The following is a 14,231-nucleotide window of genomic DNA, read 5'->3' as shown; positions in this document are numbered from 1 at the left end:
GTCGGCCTCAGTCCAGCGTCTTGCGAGTCGTTGCACGCGCCACGCCGAGCAGCAGCACGGCATAGGCAATGAGAATGGCTCCGTTGCGCAGCACCAGCGGCCAGACGTCGCCGGCCAGGAGGAGCGTGCGGATCAATTCCATGAAGTAGGTGGCCGGCAATGCCTGCCCCACCACGCGGACCGCGGCGGGCACGTTGCGCAGGTCGAAGAGAAAGCCCGACAGCATCAGCGAGGGCAGGAAGCTCGCGAGCAGCGCGACCTGGCTGGCCAGGAACTGGTTGCGCGTGACCGCCGAGATCACCAGCCCCATGCCCACCGCCACCAGCATGTAGAGCATGGCGCACAGCACCAGCAGTGCGAGCGATCCGACCATCGGCACCTCGAACAGGAAGCGCGCGGCCAGCAGGCACAGCGCCAGGCCGACCATGCCCACGCCGAAGTAGGGAATGATCTTCGCCAGCAGGATCTCGATCGGCCGCACGGGTGTGACGAAGAGCGCCTCCAGCGTCCCGCGCTCCCATTCGCGCGCCATCACCAGGGCGGTGAGAAAGGCGCCCACCAAGGTCATGATCAGCACGATCAGCCCGGGCACCAGGTACCAGGTGCTGGTGTTGGCAGTGTTGAACCAAAGCCGCTGCTCGACGCTCACGCGTCCGATGGCAGCGGCGGGCTGGCCGCGATCGGCCTGGCGTTGCGCGTTCTGCTGCAGCGCCGCCGTCGCGTAGCGCAGCACGATGCTGGCGCGGCCTGCGTCGGCGCCATGCACCACGACCTGGATGTGCGCATCGCCGGCCGCGAGCCGGCGCGAGAAGTCGCCAGGCACGCGCACGATGCCGTCGACCCGGCGCTCGCGCATCAGCAGCTCGGCATCGTGCATCGAGCCGAGCATCACGGGGGAGATGTAGGGCGTGAGCTGAAGGCCCGCGACAGCGTCCATCGCCGTGGGGGAGCTGTCTTCCATCACCAGGGCCAGCGGCGCGTTCTTCACGTCCAGCGAGAGCCCGAACCCGAAGATCAGGATCAGGATGATGGGCAGCAGCACGCCGATCGCGATGCTGCTCGGATCGCGCAACAGCTGGCGCGTTTCCTTGCGCGTGAGGGCGGCCACACGCGAACCAAAGCCGCTCATGTCGTGGCCCTCCGCTCGCGCGCCTGCGTCACGATGCCGATAAAGGCCTCTTCCATGTCCGGCGCGCGGCCCGCCTGCAAGCGCACCTCCTGCGGCGTGCCGATGGCCAGCACCCGGCCGGCGTCCTGGATGACGATGCGGTCGCAGTACTCCGCCTCTTCCATGAAGTGCGTGGTGATGATCACGGTCACGCCGGCTTCCGCGAGCGCGGTGATGCGGCGCCAGAACTCGCGCCGCGCGAGCGGATCGGTGCCGCTGGTGGGTTCGTCGAGGAACAGGATCTCGGGCTCGTGCAGCAGCCCCGTGGCCATGGCCAGGCGCTGCTTGAAGCCGCCCGGCAGCAGCCCGCTGGCGGACTGCTCCTGGCAGCTGAGATCGAACTGGTCGAGCACGGCGCGCATGCGTTCGCGCAGGCGCGCGCCGCGCAGCCCGTAGGCGCCGCCGAAGAACTCCAGGTTCTCCTGCACCGTCAGGTTGCCGTAGAGCGCAAACTTCTGCGAGACATAGCCGATGCGCGCGCGGGCCTGCGCGCGCGCATGGCGCAGGTTGACGCCAGCCACTTGCAGGAAGCCGCTGCTGGCGGGCAACAGGCCGCACAGCATGCGAAAGGTGGTGGTCTTGCCCGCGCCGTTGGGCCCCAGCAGGCCGAAGATCTCGCCTCGGCGCACGCTGAAGCTGGTGCTGGCCACGGCGGTGAAGTCGCCGAACTTGCGCACCAGCTCCTTGACCTCGATCACTGTCTCGTCGGCAGCGCCGGCGACCGTCACGCCGGCGGCCGTCATGTTCGCTGCCGCGCTCTTCTTTTTCTGCTGGGCACGCAGCAGCACCATGAAGCCGTCCTCCAGGCGCGCAGGCACGGGCTCGCAAGGCGCGCCGTCGAGCAATGCGGCCAGCGCCCGGCTGTCCACGCCCGGCTGGCGGATCAGGCGCACTTCGCCGCCTTGCGGCACCGCATCGATGACGGTGGCCGGCGCATCCAGCAGCTTCGCTTGCAGTGTGCGCGCCGCCATGCCCCGCGGCGGCTTCGCGATGAAGCAGAGATCGCGCGCCCCGTCGCGCAACTGCTGCGGTGCACCGTGCGCGAGCAGGCGGCCTTCGTACAGCACGAAGACGCGCGAGCACCGCTCCGCCTCGTCGAGGTACGCGGTGCTGATGATCACGCTCAGTTGCTCGTCGTCGACCAATTGCCGCACGATCTCCCACAGCTCGCGGCGCGACAGCGGGTCCACGCCGACGGTGGGCTCGTCGAGCAGCAGCAGTTGCGGCGAACGCACCAGCGTGCAGGCCAGGCCCAGCTTCTGCTTCATGCCGCCGGAAAGCTTGCCCGCAGGCCGCGCGGTGAACCGGCCGAGGTCGGTCATCTCCATCAGCCGCGCATAGCGCTCGGTGCGCTCCTTCTTCGGCACGCCATGGAGGTCGGCGTAGAGGTCGAGGTTCTCCTGCACGCTCAGATCCTCGTAGAGGCCGAAGCGCTGCGGCATGTAGCTGATGCGGTCCTGCACGGCCTGCGGGTCGGCCGCTACGTCGATGCCCAGCACACGCAGCGTGCCCTGGTCGGCGCGCATCAGGCCGGCCGCGAGCCGCAGCAGCGTGGTCTTGCCCGCGCCGTCGGGGCCGACCAGCGCGCTGAGCGTGCCGGCGGGAATCTCGAGCGACACATCGGCAAGTGCCTGCACCGTGTGCCTGGCGCCCTTCGGCTCGAAGCGCTTGTGCAAGCCATGGCCCGCGAGCGCGGGCGCGGGCGCGGTCGCATTCATCAGCGCCCCGCGACGGCCGGCGTCGCGCTGCCGTCCAGTGGCAGGCGCACGGTGACCGGCATGCCCAGCCGGAGGCGGTCATCCTTGTCATCGGCGAGCACACGGATCTCGTAGACCAGGCTGCTGCGCAGCGCCTCGGTCTGCACGGTCTTGGGCGTGAACTCGGCCACCGACGAGATGTAGCCCACCTTCCCCGCGAGCGCCTGCCCGGGGTGGCTGTCGGTCGAGAGCGTGGCCGCCATGCCGGGCCGGACGCGGCCGAGGTCGGCCTCGGTCACATACGCGCGCACCCATTTCGGATGGATGATCGCGAGGGTGTAGACGGGGCGTTGCGGCGAGGCCATGTCGCCGGGTTCCATCAGGCGCGCACGCACCACCGCGTCGATCGGGGCGCGCAGTTCGGCTTCCTCGAGCTGGCGGTCGAGCAATGCGAGCTCGGCGCGTGCCACTTCGAGCTGGGCCCGCGCCTGCGCGATGTCTTCCTTGCGCGGACCGGTCACCACCAGCTGCCGGGCCTTGCGTGCGTTCTCCAGCTGCGCCTGTGCGACCTTGCGGCGGGCCAGCGCGCTGTCCAGGTCCTGCTGGCTGACGGCGCGGCCGGCGGTGGTCTGGCGGATGCCCTGCAGGCGCTCCAGTTGCTGGCCCGCCAGTTCGGCCTCGGCCTCGGCGGCGGCCACGCTGGCGCGGGCCTGCCCGAGCTCCTCGGGGCGGCTGCCGGCCTTCAGGCGCTGCAAGGCCTGCTCCTGCACGCCGATCTGTGCCTGGGCCTGCGCGGCGCGCAGTTTCAGGGTGCGGGTGTCGAGCTCGCCGAGCACCTGGCCGGCCTTGACGTGGTCACCCTCCTCCACGTTGAGCTTGCCGATGCGATCGCTGCCATTGAAGGCCAGCGAGACCTGGCGCTGGTCGACGTTGCCGTAGAGCACGAGGCTGGACGTGTCCACGGGCTTGCGGTTGAAGTACCAAGCGGCCGCAGCCAGCGCCGCCACGATCGCGATGCCGCCGAGGATGAGGGGTTTCTTGTTCATGGGTGGGCCTTCTCGCCAGCGTTCGCGTCGATGCAGTAGACTGGATCTTAGCGAATTCGAATTTAAATTCAAACTCAATTCGATCCGCGCGCATTGATTGTTCTGCCATGCCCACTGCCACCAGAAAAAAAGCCCCTGCGTCGCGCGCCGTGCGAGCGCCCCGCCCCGACGGTGCCGCCACCCGCGCGCTGCTGCTCGAGATCGCCGGCCAGGTGTTCGCGGAGCGCGGCTATGCCGACGCCACCAGCAAGGAGATCTGCGAGCGCGCCGGCACGCCGATGGCGTCGGTCAACTACCACTTCGGCAGCCGCGAGGCCTTGTACGAGGAGGTACTGGTCGAGGCGCACCGCCAGATTGTGAGCGTGGACGAGCTGGTCGAAATGACGCGCGCGCTCGGCGATCCGCGCGACAAGCTGCGCGCACTGCTGGGGCATATGGTGGCGCCCTCTCCGCGCGGAAACGCGCCCTGGGGCTTTCGCGTGGTGCTCCGGGAAATGATGTCACCGGGACCGCTGGCGCCAGCCCTGGTGGAAAAGGCGGTTCGGCCCAAGGCGAAGCTGCTGCTCGGCCTCCTGGCCGAGATCCTGCAGCTGCCGGCCGATCACCCGGCCGTGCAGCGAGCGCTGGTGTTCTCCGTGCTGCCCTGCATCGTGCTGCTGGTCGCGCCGAAGGAGATTCCGCGCAAGGTGCTGCCGGCCATGGCCAAGGACAGCGAGGGCATGATCGAAGACCTGATGCGCTATGTGTTCGCGGGATTGGCGGCGTTGGCGAAGGCGCATCGCCGATGAATGCGGCGCCCGTTCGCCTCCTCAAGCCATCTGCCGCGGCAGCACCTCCGGCGCACGCAGCCGCGCAATCTCCTCTTCGTCAAAGCCATGCGCCGCGAGAACGTCGGCCGAATGCTGCCCGAAGCTCTGGATGCTCGCGACGTCGAAGACACATCTGATCTACAACACCAGCAACGCCCTGAAGTCGTTCACATTGGTGTGCGTCGGCCCGGTCACGCACAAATCCCCGATTGCATCGAAGTACCCGTAGGCATCGTTGCGATCGAGGTGATCGGTCAGCTTGCGCCCCGCCGCTTCGGCGCGCGCCAGCGTGTCGGGCGTGACGAAGGCGCCCGCGTTGTCTTCCACGCCGTCGATGCCGTCGGTGTCGGCCGCCAGTGCCCAAACGTTCTTCTGGCCGGCCAGTGCACCCGCGAGGCCGAGGCAGAACTCGCCGGCCCGGCCGCCACGTCCTTTCGCCTGCCCCGGCTGGCGTGGGCGGATGGTGACCGTGGTCTCGCCGCCGGACAGGATCACGCAAGGCTTCGCAAAGGGCGCACCGCGCAGCGCGACCGCGCGCGCCAGCGCCCCATGCACCTTGCCGACCTCACGCGACTCGCCTTCCATTTCGTCGCTGAGGACGTGGGCCTCGATGCCGGCCGCGCGCGCCGCCGCGGCCGCCGCTTCGAGCGACTGCTGCGGCGTGGCAATGAGGTGCGTGGCATGGCCCTTGAACACTGCGTCGTTCGGCTTGGGGGTTTCGAGCGCACCGCTTTCGAGCTGCGCGCGCACGGCCGCCGGCACCTCGATGCGATAGCGATCGAGGATGGCGAGCGCATCGGCGCAGGTCGTCGCATCGGGCACCGTCGGTCCGCTGGCGATCACGGCCGGGTCGTCGCCCGGCACGTCGCTGATGGTGAGCGTGACCACCTTCGCCGGCGCACAGGCGGCAGCGAGCCTTCCGCCCTTGATGCGCGACAGGTGCTTGCGCACGCAGTTCATCTCGCCGATGTGGGCGCCCGATTCGAGCAGCTGCTTGTTGATGCGCTGCTTGTCCGCGAGGGTCAGCCCTTCGGCAGGCAGCGTGAGCAGTGCCGAGCCGCCGCCGGAGATCAGGCACAGCACCAGGTCGTCGGCCGTGAGGCCCTGCGTCAGCGCAAGGATGCGCTCGGCCGCCTTCAGCCCCGCCTCGTCCGGCACCGGATGCGCGGCCTCGACGATCTCGATGCGCTGCGCCAGCCCCTCGGGCCGCGGCGGGATATGGCCATAGCGCGTGACCACCAGCCCCGAGAGCGGCGCGTTGACGGGCCACAGCGCTTCGAGCGCCTGCGCCATCGAACCGCCGGCCTTGCCTGCACCCAGCACCAGCGTCCGGCCCTTGGGCGGCTCGGGAAGACAAGCGCCCATGCTGTCCAACGGCAGAGCGCGGCGCACCGCGATGCGGTAGAGCTGTTCGAGGAAATCGCGCGGCGCGGCCTGCGGATCGGGCAAGGCTGGAAATGGATTCATGCTTTCGGTCTCCGTTGCCCGGATTGTCCACCGCAGGTCGCGCGGGCCGCACGGGCTAGTTGGTCTTGGCGCCGCCCTCGAACCACTTCGCGATCAGCGCCCGCTCGCCATCGGTCATGCCAGTCGCGTTGTTCATCGGCATGATCTTCGTCACCACCGCTTGCTGGTAGACGCCCTGCGCGTGCGACGCGACCTGCTCGGGCGTGTCGAGGCGCACGTTCTTCATCTGCACCTGGGCGCCATGGCACATGTAGCAACGCTGCTCGAGCACCTTCTTGACCTCGCCGAAGGCCACCTTCTGCGACGCGGCGGCGCTGGCCATCGGCGCGGCGGCGGGCTCGGGCTGCATCCACACGATCGACAGGCCCAGCACCACGACGCCCACCATCGCATAGGGCAGCGGGTTTCCGGCATTGCCCAGCTTGAAGCGGTGCCGCACCACGAAGAACTGCCGGATCGCCGCGCCGCCCAGCATGATCAGCAGCAGCACGATCCAGTTGTACTTGTGCGTGTAGGTAAAGCTGTAGTGGTTGCTCAGCATCGCGAACAGCACCGGCAGCGTGAAGTAGGTGTTGTGCACGCTGCGCTGCTTGCCGCGCGCGCCGTGGATCGGGTCCACCGGCCGGCCCTCGCGCAGCGCCTGCACGTTCTTCCGCTGGCCGGGGATGATCCAGAAGAACACGTTGCCGCTCATGGTGGTGGCCATCATCGCGCCCACCAGCAGGAAGGCTGCGCGCCCGGCGAACCAATGGCAGGCCAGCCAGGCGGCGAAGGCGATGAAGACCGCCACCAGCACGCCGACAATGGTGTCGCCGTTCTTCCGCTGCCCGAAGATCTGGCAGATGGCGTCGTAAACGATCCAGAAGACGACGAAGAAGGCCAGCGCCACGCCGATCGCGGCGCCGGGCTGCCAGTCCATCCTGGACTTGTCGATCAGGTAGGTGCTCGCGTTCCACAGATAGGACATCGTGAAGAGCGCGAAGCCGCTGAGCCAGGTGGAATAGCTTTCCCAGTACGACCAGTGCAGGTGGTCCGGCAGCTTCTTCGGCGCCAGCGCGTACTTCTGCATGTTGTAGAAGCCCCCGCCGTGCACCGCCCACTGCTCGCCGCCGACGCCCTTGTCGAGGGACTCCTGGTCTTGCGGCTTCTCGAGGCTGTTGTCCAGCATCACGAAGTAGAACGAGGCGCCGATCCACGCGATGGCGGTGATGACGTGGACCCAGCGCAGCAGCAGGTTGGCCCAGTCGAGGTAGTAGCTTTCCATGTGCTCAACCTTGGTTTGGACTGCTCACCACTGCGGGCGCTGTAAGCAGAGAAAAGGCCGCGAACGCAGGCCCCTGGAAAGGCCTCGCTCCGCTGCGGCTTGTGGACTGGAGTGTATACACTTTTGGACTTGATATCGAGCGCTTTTCGTCCCGCGGCATGCTGGAAAACCCTGAGCCCCATTCCAGGAACACCGCGGAACTGGCTTTGCCGGGCCCCCCAGTGAAGGGGTGGGCGCTACACGAAGTGAGCCAACCTGGGGGAGAGTGTCATTGCTGCAATAGCTGTGCCGCGACGGCGACGGCGATGACTTCGGGCTCCTTGCCCGTGATGCCGGGCACGCCGATCGGACAGGTGATGCGCGCCAGTTCCTCGGCCGTGAAGCCGCGCGCCTCCAGCCGGTGGCAAAAGGTGGCCCACTTGGTCTTGCTGCCGATCAGGCCGACGTAGGGCAGGTCGTTGCGTGCGCGCAGGCGCTTCAGGCAGGCGACGACGATGTCCAGGTCCTCGGCATGGCTGAAGCTCATGATCAGCACGCGCGAGCCGGGCTCGAGTTGCGCCACGGCGTCGTGCACCGGGTCGGAATGCTCGGTCTCGATCTGGGCGGGCAGCGCATCGGGGAACACGCCGTCGCGGCTGTCGATCCAGCGCACCTTGAAGGGCAGCGTCGACAGGAGCCGCGCCAGTGCTGCACCCACGTGGCCGCCGCCGAACAGGGCCACCGGTTCCAGATGGGCCAGCAGTTCGGCCTGCAAAGCCTTCGCATCGGCCGCCGCGATGCGCCGATACGAGAGGAAGACCACGCCGCCACAGCACTGGCCGAGACTCGGGCCGAGCGGATAGCGCCGCACGCCCTCGATCGCAGCGCCGCCGAGCAGCCATCCGCGCGCCTCCTGCGTCGCCTGGTACTCCAGCTGCCCCCCGCCGATGGTGGCGGTCAGGCCCTCGGCCCACACGGCCATCCAGGTGCCGGCCTCGCGCGGTGCGGAGCCCTGCGTCTGCTCGACGCGCACCAGCACGCCGTGCTCGCCGCGCGCGAGCCGCGCCAGCAGTTCGTCGACCACGCCGTTCATCCGCGAAACCTCCGGTTGCGCCGGGGGCCTGCGCCCACGGTATAAATCTCCGCATGACATTCACGCTGCTCGCCACGCCTCTGCGCCGCGCCTTCGCGGCCACCCTGACCATGGCCCTCGGCCTCGCCGGCTGCGGCGGCCTGCCGGGATCGACGGGCGCCGTGCCCGGCCAACTCAGCGATGCGAAGGCCCAAGGCTCCAGCGCCGCACCTCGCCCTTCGAACGCCGCCACGCCGCGCGAATACAGGCAGGACGCCGCCCGCCACATCTACGCGCGCAATGGAAACCGCATCTACGCCGGCAAGCTGCCGCCGCTGCTCTACGCCATCGGGACGCTCTCGGTCAGCCTCGATGCGAATGGCCGCGTCACCGGCATGAACTGGATGCGCGCGCCCAAGCATGCGCCCGAGGTGATCGCCGAGATCGAGCGCACCGTCCTGAGCGCCGCGCCCTACCCCGCCGCGAGCCGCATCGGCAAGCTGACCTGGACCGACACCTGGCTGTGGGACAAGAGTGGGCATTTCCAGCTCGATACCTTGACCGAAGGACAGCTCTCGCAGTTTCAGGACCCGCGGTAGGTGGAATAGCTCCACGGGCTGACCAGCAGCGGCACGTGGTAGTGCTGCTCGACATGGGCCACGCCGAAATCCAGCGCCACGCGATTCAGGAAGTTCGGCTCGGGCAGCTTCACGCCGCGTGACTTGAAATAGCCCGCCACGTCGAACACCAGGCGGTAGGTGCCCGCCTTCAGCGCACCGTCGGCATAGAGCGGCCCGTCGCTGCGGCCGTCCGCATTGAGCGTGAAGCGCTTCACCAGTGTTGCGCGCGCCTCTTCGCCGGTGCCCTCGGTGGTATAGAGCGCGACCTCCATGCCGGCCGCGGGGCCGCCGTGCATGGTGTCGAGGACGTGGGTGCTCAGGCCCATGGTGATGCTCCTTCAAGAACGCAAAACACGTTCCAAGTCATTCGGGAAATTCCGGTCGACAAAAGTGTATACACTTCTCGGCTTTGGGTCTATCATGAAAAACATGGATTCGACCACCACCCGCGCCATCGTCGATGCGCTCACCAAGGCCATCGTTGAACATCGGCTGCAGCCGGGCAGCAAGCTGGCCGAGCAGAAGCTGGCCGATCACTTCGGCGTGTCGCGCACCCTCGTGCGGCAGGCGCTGTTCCAGCTCTCGCAGAACAAGCTGATCCGGCTCGAGCCCGCGCGCGGCGCCTTCGTCGCGGCGCCGGAGGTCGACGAGGCCAAGCAGGTCTTCGCCGTGCGCCGCATGCTCGAGGCCGAGATGACGCGCGAGTTCGTGCGCAGCGTGACGCCCGCCAAGATCAAGGCGCTCAAGGAGCACGTCGCACTCGAGAAGGCTGCCGTCTCGGGTGAAGACGTTTCAGACCGCACCGAGCTGCTGGGTGACTTCCACGTCCGCATGGCCGAGCTGATGGGCAACCAGGTGCTGGCGCAGATCCTCGGCGAGCTGATCTCGCGCTGCGCCCTCATCACGCTGATGTACCAGAGCGCGAGCGCGGCCGAGCATTCCAACGACGAGCATGCCGACATCGTGAAGGCGCTGGCCGCGAAGGACGAGGAGCGCGCCGTGCGGCTGATGACCGAGCACCTGCTGAACGTCGAGGCCAACCTTGTTTTCGACCGCAAGGTGCCCACCCACGACATCTCGGTTGCACTGGCCGCCTGAGTCCTCGTCATGAGCAACATCTACGACACCACCCTGCCCTATCCGCGCGACCTGGCCGGCTACGGCCGCAACCCGCCGCATGCGCAATGGCCCGGCCGCGCGCGCATCGCGGTGCAGTTCGTCCTCAACTACGAGGAAGGCGGCGAGAACAGCGTGCTGCATGGCGACGCGGGCTCGGAGCAGTTCCTCTCCGAGATGTTCAACCCGGCGAGCTACCCGGACCGGCACATCAGCATGGAAGGCATCTACGAGTACGGCTCGCGTGCCGGCGTGTGGCGCATCCTGCGCGAGTTCGAGAAGCGCGGGCTGCCGCTCACCGTGTTCGGCGTCGGCATGGCGCTCGAGCGCCACCCCGAGCTGGCGACCGCCTTCAAGGAACTGGGCCACGAGATCGCCTGCCACGGCTGGCGCTGGATCCACTACCAGGACATGGACGAGGCCGCCGAGCGCGAGCACATGCGCCTGGGCATGCAGGCCATCGAAAAGCTGACCGGCGAAAGGGCGCTGGGCTGGTACACCGGCCGGGACAGCCCGCGCACGCGCCGCCTGGTGGCCGACTACGGCGGCTTCGAATACGACAGCGACTACTACGGCGACGACCTGCCTTTCTGGATGAAGGTGCAGAAGACCGATGGCACGGTGGTGCCGCAGCTCATCGTGCCCTACACGCTGGACTGCAACGACATGCGCTTCGCGCTGCCGCAGGGGTACTCGCATGCCGACCCCTTCTTCCAGTACATGAAGGACAGCTTCGACACGCTCTACGCCGAGGGCGACGAAGCTCCCAAGATGATGAGCATCGGCATGCACTGCCGCCTGCTCGGACGCCCCGGCCGCATCACGGCGCTGCAGCGCTTCCTGGACCACATCGCGAAGCACGATCGCGTGTGGGTCTGCCGCCGGCTCGACATCGCGCGCCACTGGAAGGCCGCGCACCCCTACACCGAATCGAAGGGAGCCTGAGATGGCCCTGAGCATCGAACAAATGAACGCCGCCACGCCCGACCAGTTCGCGGCGCTGCTCGACGGCACCTACGAGCATTCGCCCTGGATCGCGCAGCGCGCCGCCGCGGCGCGCCCCTTCCGCTCGCTCGCGCATCTCAAGCATGCGCTGGTGCAGGTGGTCTCGAAGGCGCCGGAAGACGAACAGCTCGGCCTGATCCGCGCCCACCCCGAACTCGCCGGGAAGGCCATGGTCAGCAAGACGCTGACCGCCGAATCCACCCACGAACAGGGCAAGGCGGGCCTCACAGAGTGCACGCCCGAGGAGTTCGCGCAGATCCAGCAGCTCAATGCCGACTACAACGCGAAGTTCGGCTTCCCCTTCATCCTCGCGGTGCGCGGGCCACGGGGCACGGGCCTCGGCAAGCGCGAGATCATCGATACCTTCGAGCGCCGGCTGCACCATCCCGCGGATTTCGAGCGCGGCGAGGCGCTGCGCAACATCCACCGCATCGCCGAGATCCGGCTGGACGACAAGTTCGGCGTCGCGCCCAGCCTCGGCAATGACGTGTGGGACTGGCACGAGCAGCTTGCAATGCACACCGACCCCGGCTATGCCGAGAAGGGACAGCTCACCGTCACCTACCTGACCGAGGCGCATCGCGCCTGCGCGCAGCAGATCGCCGGCTGCATGCGCGAGGCCGGCTTCGACAGCGTGCAGATCGATGCCGTGGGCAACGTGGTCGGCCGCTACGAGGGCCGCACGCCCGATGCGAAGACGCTGCTCACCGGCTCGCACTACGACACCGTGCGCAACGGCGGCAAGTACGACGGTCGGCTGGGCATCTTCGTGCCCATCGCCTGCGTGCGCGAGCTCAAGCGCCAAGGCCGCCGCCTGCCCTACGCCTTCGAGGTCGTCGGCTTCGCGGAGGAGGAAGGCCAGCGCTACAAGGCCACCTTCCTCGGCTCGGGCGCGCTCACCGGGTATTTCGATGCCAGGTGGCTGGACCAGAAGGACGCCGACGGCATCACCATGCGCGAGGCGCGCGCGATTGCCGGGCTGGACGAAGAGGACATCCCGAAACTGCAGCGCGACCCCTCCAGATACCTCGGCTTCGTCGAAGTGCACATCGAGCAGGGCCCCGTGCTGACCGAGCTCGACCTGCCGCTGGGGATCGTGACCTCGATCAACGGTGGCGTTCGCTACGTCGGCGAGGTGATCGGCATGGCCAGCCACGCCGGCACCACGCCGATGAACCGCCGCCGCGATGCGGCCGCCGCGGTGGCCGAGCTGATCCTCTATGCCGAGAAGCGCGCCGCCAGGGATGGCGACTCGGTCGCGACCGTCGGCATGCTGGAAGTTCCCAGCGGCTCGATCAACGTGGTGCCGGGCCACTGCAAGTTCAGCCTGGACATGCGCGCGCCCAACAACCCGCAGCGCGACAAGCTCGCGGCCGACGTGCTGGCCGAACTGGTGGCAATCTGCGAGCGCCGCGGCGTGCGCCACACGATCGAAGAGAGCATGAAGGCCTCTGCCGCGCCCAGCGCGCCGGAGTGGCAGCAGCGCTGGGAGAAGGCGGTCGATGCGCTCGGCGTGCCGCTGCACCGCATGCCCAGTGGCGCCGGCCACGACGCGATGAAGCTGCACGAGGTGATGCCGCAGGCCATGCTCTTCGTGCGCGGCATCAACTCCGGCATCAGCCACAACCCGCTCGAATCGAGCACCAACAACGACATGCAACTGGCAGTCGAAGCCTTTCAGCTGCTGCTCGACAACCTGGCCTCCGAGGCAACGACATGACCACCACCGACTACGACAGGCTCGACGCCTGGATCGACGCCCATTTCGACGAGGAGGTTCGCTTCCTCCAGCAGATGGTGCGCGTGCCCACCGACACCCCGCCCGGCAACAACGCGCCGCATGCGGAGCGCACGGCCGAGCTGCTGGAAGACTTCGGCTTCTCCACCGAGAAGCACCCGGTTCCCGCGCAGGAGGTAAAGGACTACGGGCTGGAGTCGATCACCAACCTGATCGTGCGCCGCAAGTACGGCGGCGCAGGCCCCACGGTGGCGTTGAACGCGCATGGCGATGTGGTCCCGCCCGGCGAAGGCTGGACGCACGACCCCTACGGCGGCGAGATCGAGGACGGCCGCCTCTACGGCCGCGCGGCGGCGGTCAGCAAGAGCGACTTCGCGAGCTTTACCTTCGCGCTGCGCGCCTTGGAAGCCGTCGCGAAGCCGGCCAAGGGCAGCATCGAGCTGCACTTCACCTACGACGAGGAATTCGGCGGCATCCTCGGCCCCGGCTGGCTGCTGAAGAACGGCCTCACCAAGCCCGACCTGATGATCGCGGCGGGCTTCAGCTACGAGGTGGTGACCGCCCACAACGGCTGCCTCCAGATGGAAGTCACCGTGCACGGCAAGATGGCCCACGCGGCCGTGCCCGCCACCGGCGTCGATGCGCTGCAGGGCGCGGTCCGCATCCTGAATGCGCTCTATGCGCAGAACACGCTCTACCAGCAGGTCACGTCGAAGGTCGAGGGCATCACGCACCCCTACCTCAACGTCGGCCGCATCGAGGGCGGCACCAACACCAATGTCGTGCCTGGCAAGGTGGTGTTCAAGCTGGACCGCCGCATGATCCCCGAGGAGCATCCGGCCGAGGTCGAGGCCGCCATCCGCCAGGTCATCGCCGATGCCGCGGCGCAGGTGCCAGGCATCACCGTCGACATCAAGCGGCTGCTGCTGGCCAATTCGATGAAGCCGCTGCCCGGCAACAAACCGCTCGTCGAAGCGATCCAGATGCACGGCGCGGCCATCTTCGGCGAGCCGATCAAGGCCATGGGCACGCCGCTCTACACCGACGTGCGGCTCTATGCAGAAGCCGGGATTCCGGGCGTGATCTACGGCGTCGGGCCGCGCAGCGTGCTCGAATCGCACGCCAAGCGCAGCGACGAGCGCGTGGTGCTGGAAGACCTGCGGCGCGCGACCAAGGTGATCGCGCGCACCCTGCACGACCTGCTGGCCTGAATGATTGCGTCGGCCCCCGCGCCTCTTGTCGGCGCGGCG

At 68.2% G+C, this 14,231-nt stretch carries 13 protein-coding genes; 6 read left to right on the top strand and 7 right to left on the bottom strand.

The genetic code is table 11. From position 1 onward, the window contains the following. Positions 1 to 7: 7 nt before the first annotated feature. From G3W89_RS10610 to G3W89_RS10600, 3 genes are read right to left on the bottom strand one after another with little or no spacing between them, the layout of a single operon-like run. The gene (locus tag G3W89_RS10610; RefSeq protein WP_162574044.1) at positions 8 to 1,129 is read right to left on the bottom strand and encodes an ABC transporter permease; all 1,122 of its coding nucleotides are present in this window, start codon (positions 1,127 to 1,129) and stop codon (positions 8 to 10) included. Next, a complete protein-coding gene (locus G3W89_RS10605; RefSeq protein WP_162574043.1) occupies positions 1,126 to 2,886 on the bottom strand; it encodes an ATP-binding cassette domain-containing protein in 1,761 nt (586 codons plus the stop codon). Before G3W89_RS10605 ends, G3W89_RS10610 begins: the two co-directional genes overlap by 4 nt. After that, complete coding sequence (locus G3W89_RS10600; protein WP_162574042.1) at positions 2,886 to 3,911, bottom strand: HlyD family efflux transporter periplasmic adaptor subunit; 1,026 nt, start codon at positions 3,909 to 3,911, stop codon at positions 2,886 to 2,888. Before G3W89_RS10600 ends, G3W89_RS10605 begins: the two co-directional genes overlap by 1 nt. A gap of 107 nt (positions 3,912 to 4,018) precedes the next feature. Between G3W89_RS10600 and G3W89_RS10595 the strand changes: the two genes are divergently transcribed. Beyond that, complete coding sequence (locus G3W89_RS10595) at positions 4,019 to 4,699, top strand: TetR/AcrR family transcriptional regulator (RefSeq protein ID WP_162574041.1); 681 nt, start codon at positions 4,019 to 4,021, stop codon at positions 4,697 to 4,699. Positions 4,700 to 4,858: 159 nt separating this feature from the next. On the opposite strand, the gene G3W89_RS10590 is transcribed toward G3W89_RS10595, so the two are convergent. The 3 genes from G3W89_RS10590 to xdhC form a co-directional block, all read right to left on the bottom strand. Further along, positions 4,859 to 6,187, bottom strand: coding sequence for a glycerate kinase type-2 family protein (locus G3W89_RS10590; RefSeq protein ID WP_162574040.1), 1,329 nt, complete (start codon positions 6,185 to 6,187; stop codon positions 4,859 to 4,861). A 55-nt stretch (positions 6,188 to 6,242) separates the two neighbouring features. Continuing rightward, positions 6,243 to 7,451, bottom strand: coding sequence for a urate hydroxylase PuuD (locus tag G3W89_RS10585; protein ID WP_162574039.1), 1,209 nt, complete (start codon positions 7,449 to 7,451; stop codon positions 6,243 to 6,245). A 268-nt stretch (positions 7,452 to 7,719) separates the two neighbouring features. Continuing rightward, entirely contained in the window at positions 7,720 to 8,523 is an 804-nt protein-coding gene (xdhC, locus tag G3W89_RS10580; RefSeq protein ID WP_162574038.1) for a xanthine dehydrogenase accessory protein XdhC, read from the bottom strand. Positions 8,524 to 8,576: 53 nt separating this feature from the next. On the opposite strand from xdhC, the gene G3W89_RS10575 reads away from it, so the two are divergent. Further along, complete coding sequence (locus tag G3W89_RS10575) at positions 8,577 to 9,101, top strand: hypothetical protein (RefSeq protein ID WP_162574037.1); 525 nt, start codon at positions 8,577 to 8,579, stop codon at positions 9,099 to 9,101. On the opposite strand, the gene uraH is transcribed toward G3W89_RS10575, so the two are convergent. After that, positions 9,086 to 9,448: a hydroxyisourate hydrolase gene (gene uraH / locus G3W89_RS10570; RefSeq protein WP_162574036.1), complete on the bottom strand. Its 363-nt coding sequence runs from the start codon at positions 9,446 to 9,448 to the stop codon at positions 9,086 to 9,088. The two genes, G3W89_RS10575 and uraH, sit on opposite strands and share 16 nt — an antisense overlap. Positions 9,449 to 9,542: 94 nt before the next feature. On the opposite strand from uraH, the gene G3W89_RS10565 reads away from it, so the two are divergent. From G3W89_RS10565 to G3W89_RS10550, 4 genes are read left to right on the top strand one after another with little or no spacing between them, the layout of a single operon-like run. Beyond that, complete coding sequence (locus tag G3W89_RS10565; RefSeq protein WP_162574035.1) at positions 9,543 to 10,220, top strand: GntR family transcriptional regulator; 678 nt, start codon at positions 9,543 to 9,545, stop codon at positions 10,218 to 10,220. 9 nt (positions 10,221 to 10,229) lie between these two features. Then, positions 10,230 to 11,183, top strand: coding sequence for an allantoinase PuuE (puuE, locus tag G3W89_RS10560; protein WP_162574034.1), 954 nt, complete (start codon positions 10,230 to 10,232; stop codon positions 11,181 to 11,183). Position 11,184: 1 nt separating this feature from the next. Then, positions 11,185 to 12,963 (top strand): 2-oxo-4-hydroxy-4-carboxy-5-ureidoimidazoline decarboxylase, encoded by a 1,779-nt coding sequence (gene uraD, locus G3W89_RS10555; protein WP_162574033.1) that lies wholly within the window; start codon positions 11,185 to 11,187, stop codon positions 12,961 to 12,963. Next, the gene (locus tag G3W89_RS10550) at positions 12,960 to 14,192 is read left to right on the top strand and encodes a M20 family metallopeptidase (protein ID WP_162574032.1); all 1,233 of its coding nucleotides are present in this window, start codon (positions 12,960 to 12,962) and stop codon (positions 14,190 to 14,192) included. The genes uraD and G3W89_RS10550 overlap by 4 nt, the downstream gene beginning before the upstream one ends. Positions 14,193 to 14,231 lie beyond the last annotated feature (39 nt).

The sequence above is a fragment of the Variovorax sp. PBL-H6 genome, assembly GCF_901827155.1.
Taxonomy (GTDB): domain Bacteria; phylum Pseudomonadota; class Gammaproteobacteria; order Burkholderiales; family Burkholderiaceae_C; genus Variovorax.
The sequence above is the reverse complement of the archived record's forward strand: the minus strand, read 5'-3'. Positions and strand labels throughout refer to the sequence as shown.

What these genes read in the sequence shown, in the direction of transcription:
- G3W89_RS10610 (WP_162574044.1), bottom strand. Translation starts at nt 1,129, where the DNA reads ATGAGCGGCTTTGGTTCGCGTGTGGCCGCCCTCACGCGCAAGGAAACG.
- G3W89_RS10605 (WP_162574043.1), bottom strand. Translation starts at nt 2,886, where the DNA reads ATGAATGCGACCGCGCCCGCGCCCGCGCTCGCGGGCCATGGCTTGCAC.
- G3W89_RS10600 (WP_162574042.1), bottom strand. Translation starts at nt 3,911, where the DNA reads ATGAACAAGAAACCCCTCATCCTCGGCGGCATCGCGATCGTGGCGGCG.
- G3W89_RS10595 (WP_162574041.1), top strand. Translation starts at nt 4,019, where the DNA reads ATGCCCACTGCCACCAGAAAAAAAGCCCCTGCGTCGCGCGCCGTGCGA.
- G3W89_RS10590 (WP_162574040.1), bottom strand. Translation starts at nt 6,187, where the DNA reads ATGAATCCATTTCCAGCCTTGCCCGATCCGCAGGCCGCGCCGCGCGAT.
- G3W89_RS10585 (WP_162574039.1), bottom strand. Translation starts at nt 7,451, where the DNA reads ATGGAAAGCTACTACCTCGACTGGGCCAACCTGCTGCTGCGCTGGGTC.
- xdhC (WP_162574038.1), bottom strand. Translation starts at nt 8,523, where the DNA reads ATGAACGGCGTGGTCGACGAACTGCTGGCGCGGCTCGCGCGCGGCGAG.
- G3W89_RS10575 (WP_162574037.1), top strand. Translation starts at nt 8,577, where the DNA reads ATGACATTCACGCTGCTCGCCACGCCTCTGCGCCGCGCCTTCGCGGCC.
- uraH (WP_162574036.1), bottom strand. Translation starts at nt 9,448, where the DNA reads ATGGGCCTGAGCACCCACGTCCTCGACACCATGCACGGCGGCCCCGCG.
- G3W89_RS10565 (WP_162574035.1), top strand. Translation starts at nt 9,543, where the DNA reads ATGAAAAACATGGATTCGACCACCACCCGCGCCATCGTCGATGCGCTC.
- puuE (WP_162574034.1), top strand. Translation starts at nt 10,230, where the DNA reads ATGAGCAACATCTACGACACCACCCTGCCCTATCCGCGCGACCTGGCC.
- uraD (WP_162574033.1), top strand. Translation starts at nt 11,185, where the DNA reads ATGGCCCTGAGCATCGAACAAATGAACGCCGCCACGCCCGACCAGTTC.
- G3W89_RS10550 (WP_162574032.1), top strand. Translation starts at nt 12,960, where the DNA reads ATGACCACCACCGACTACGACAGGCTCGACGCCTGGATCGACGCCCAT.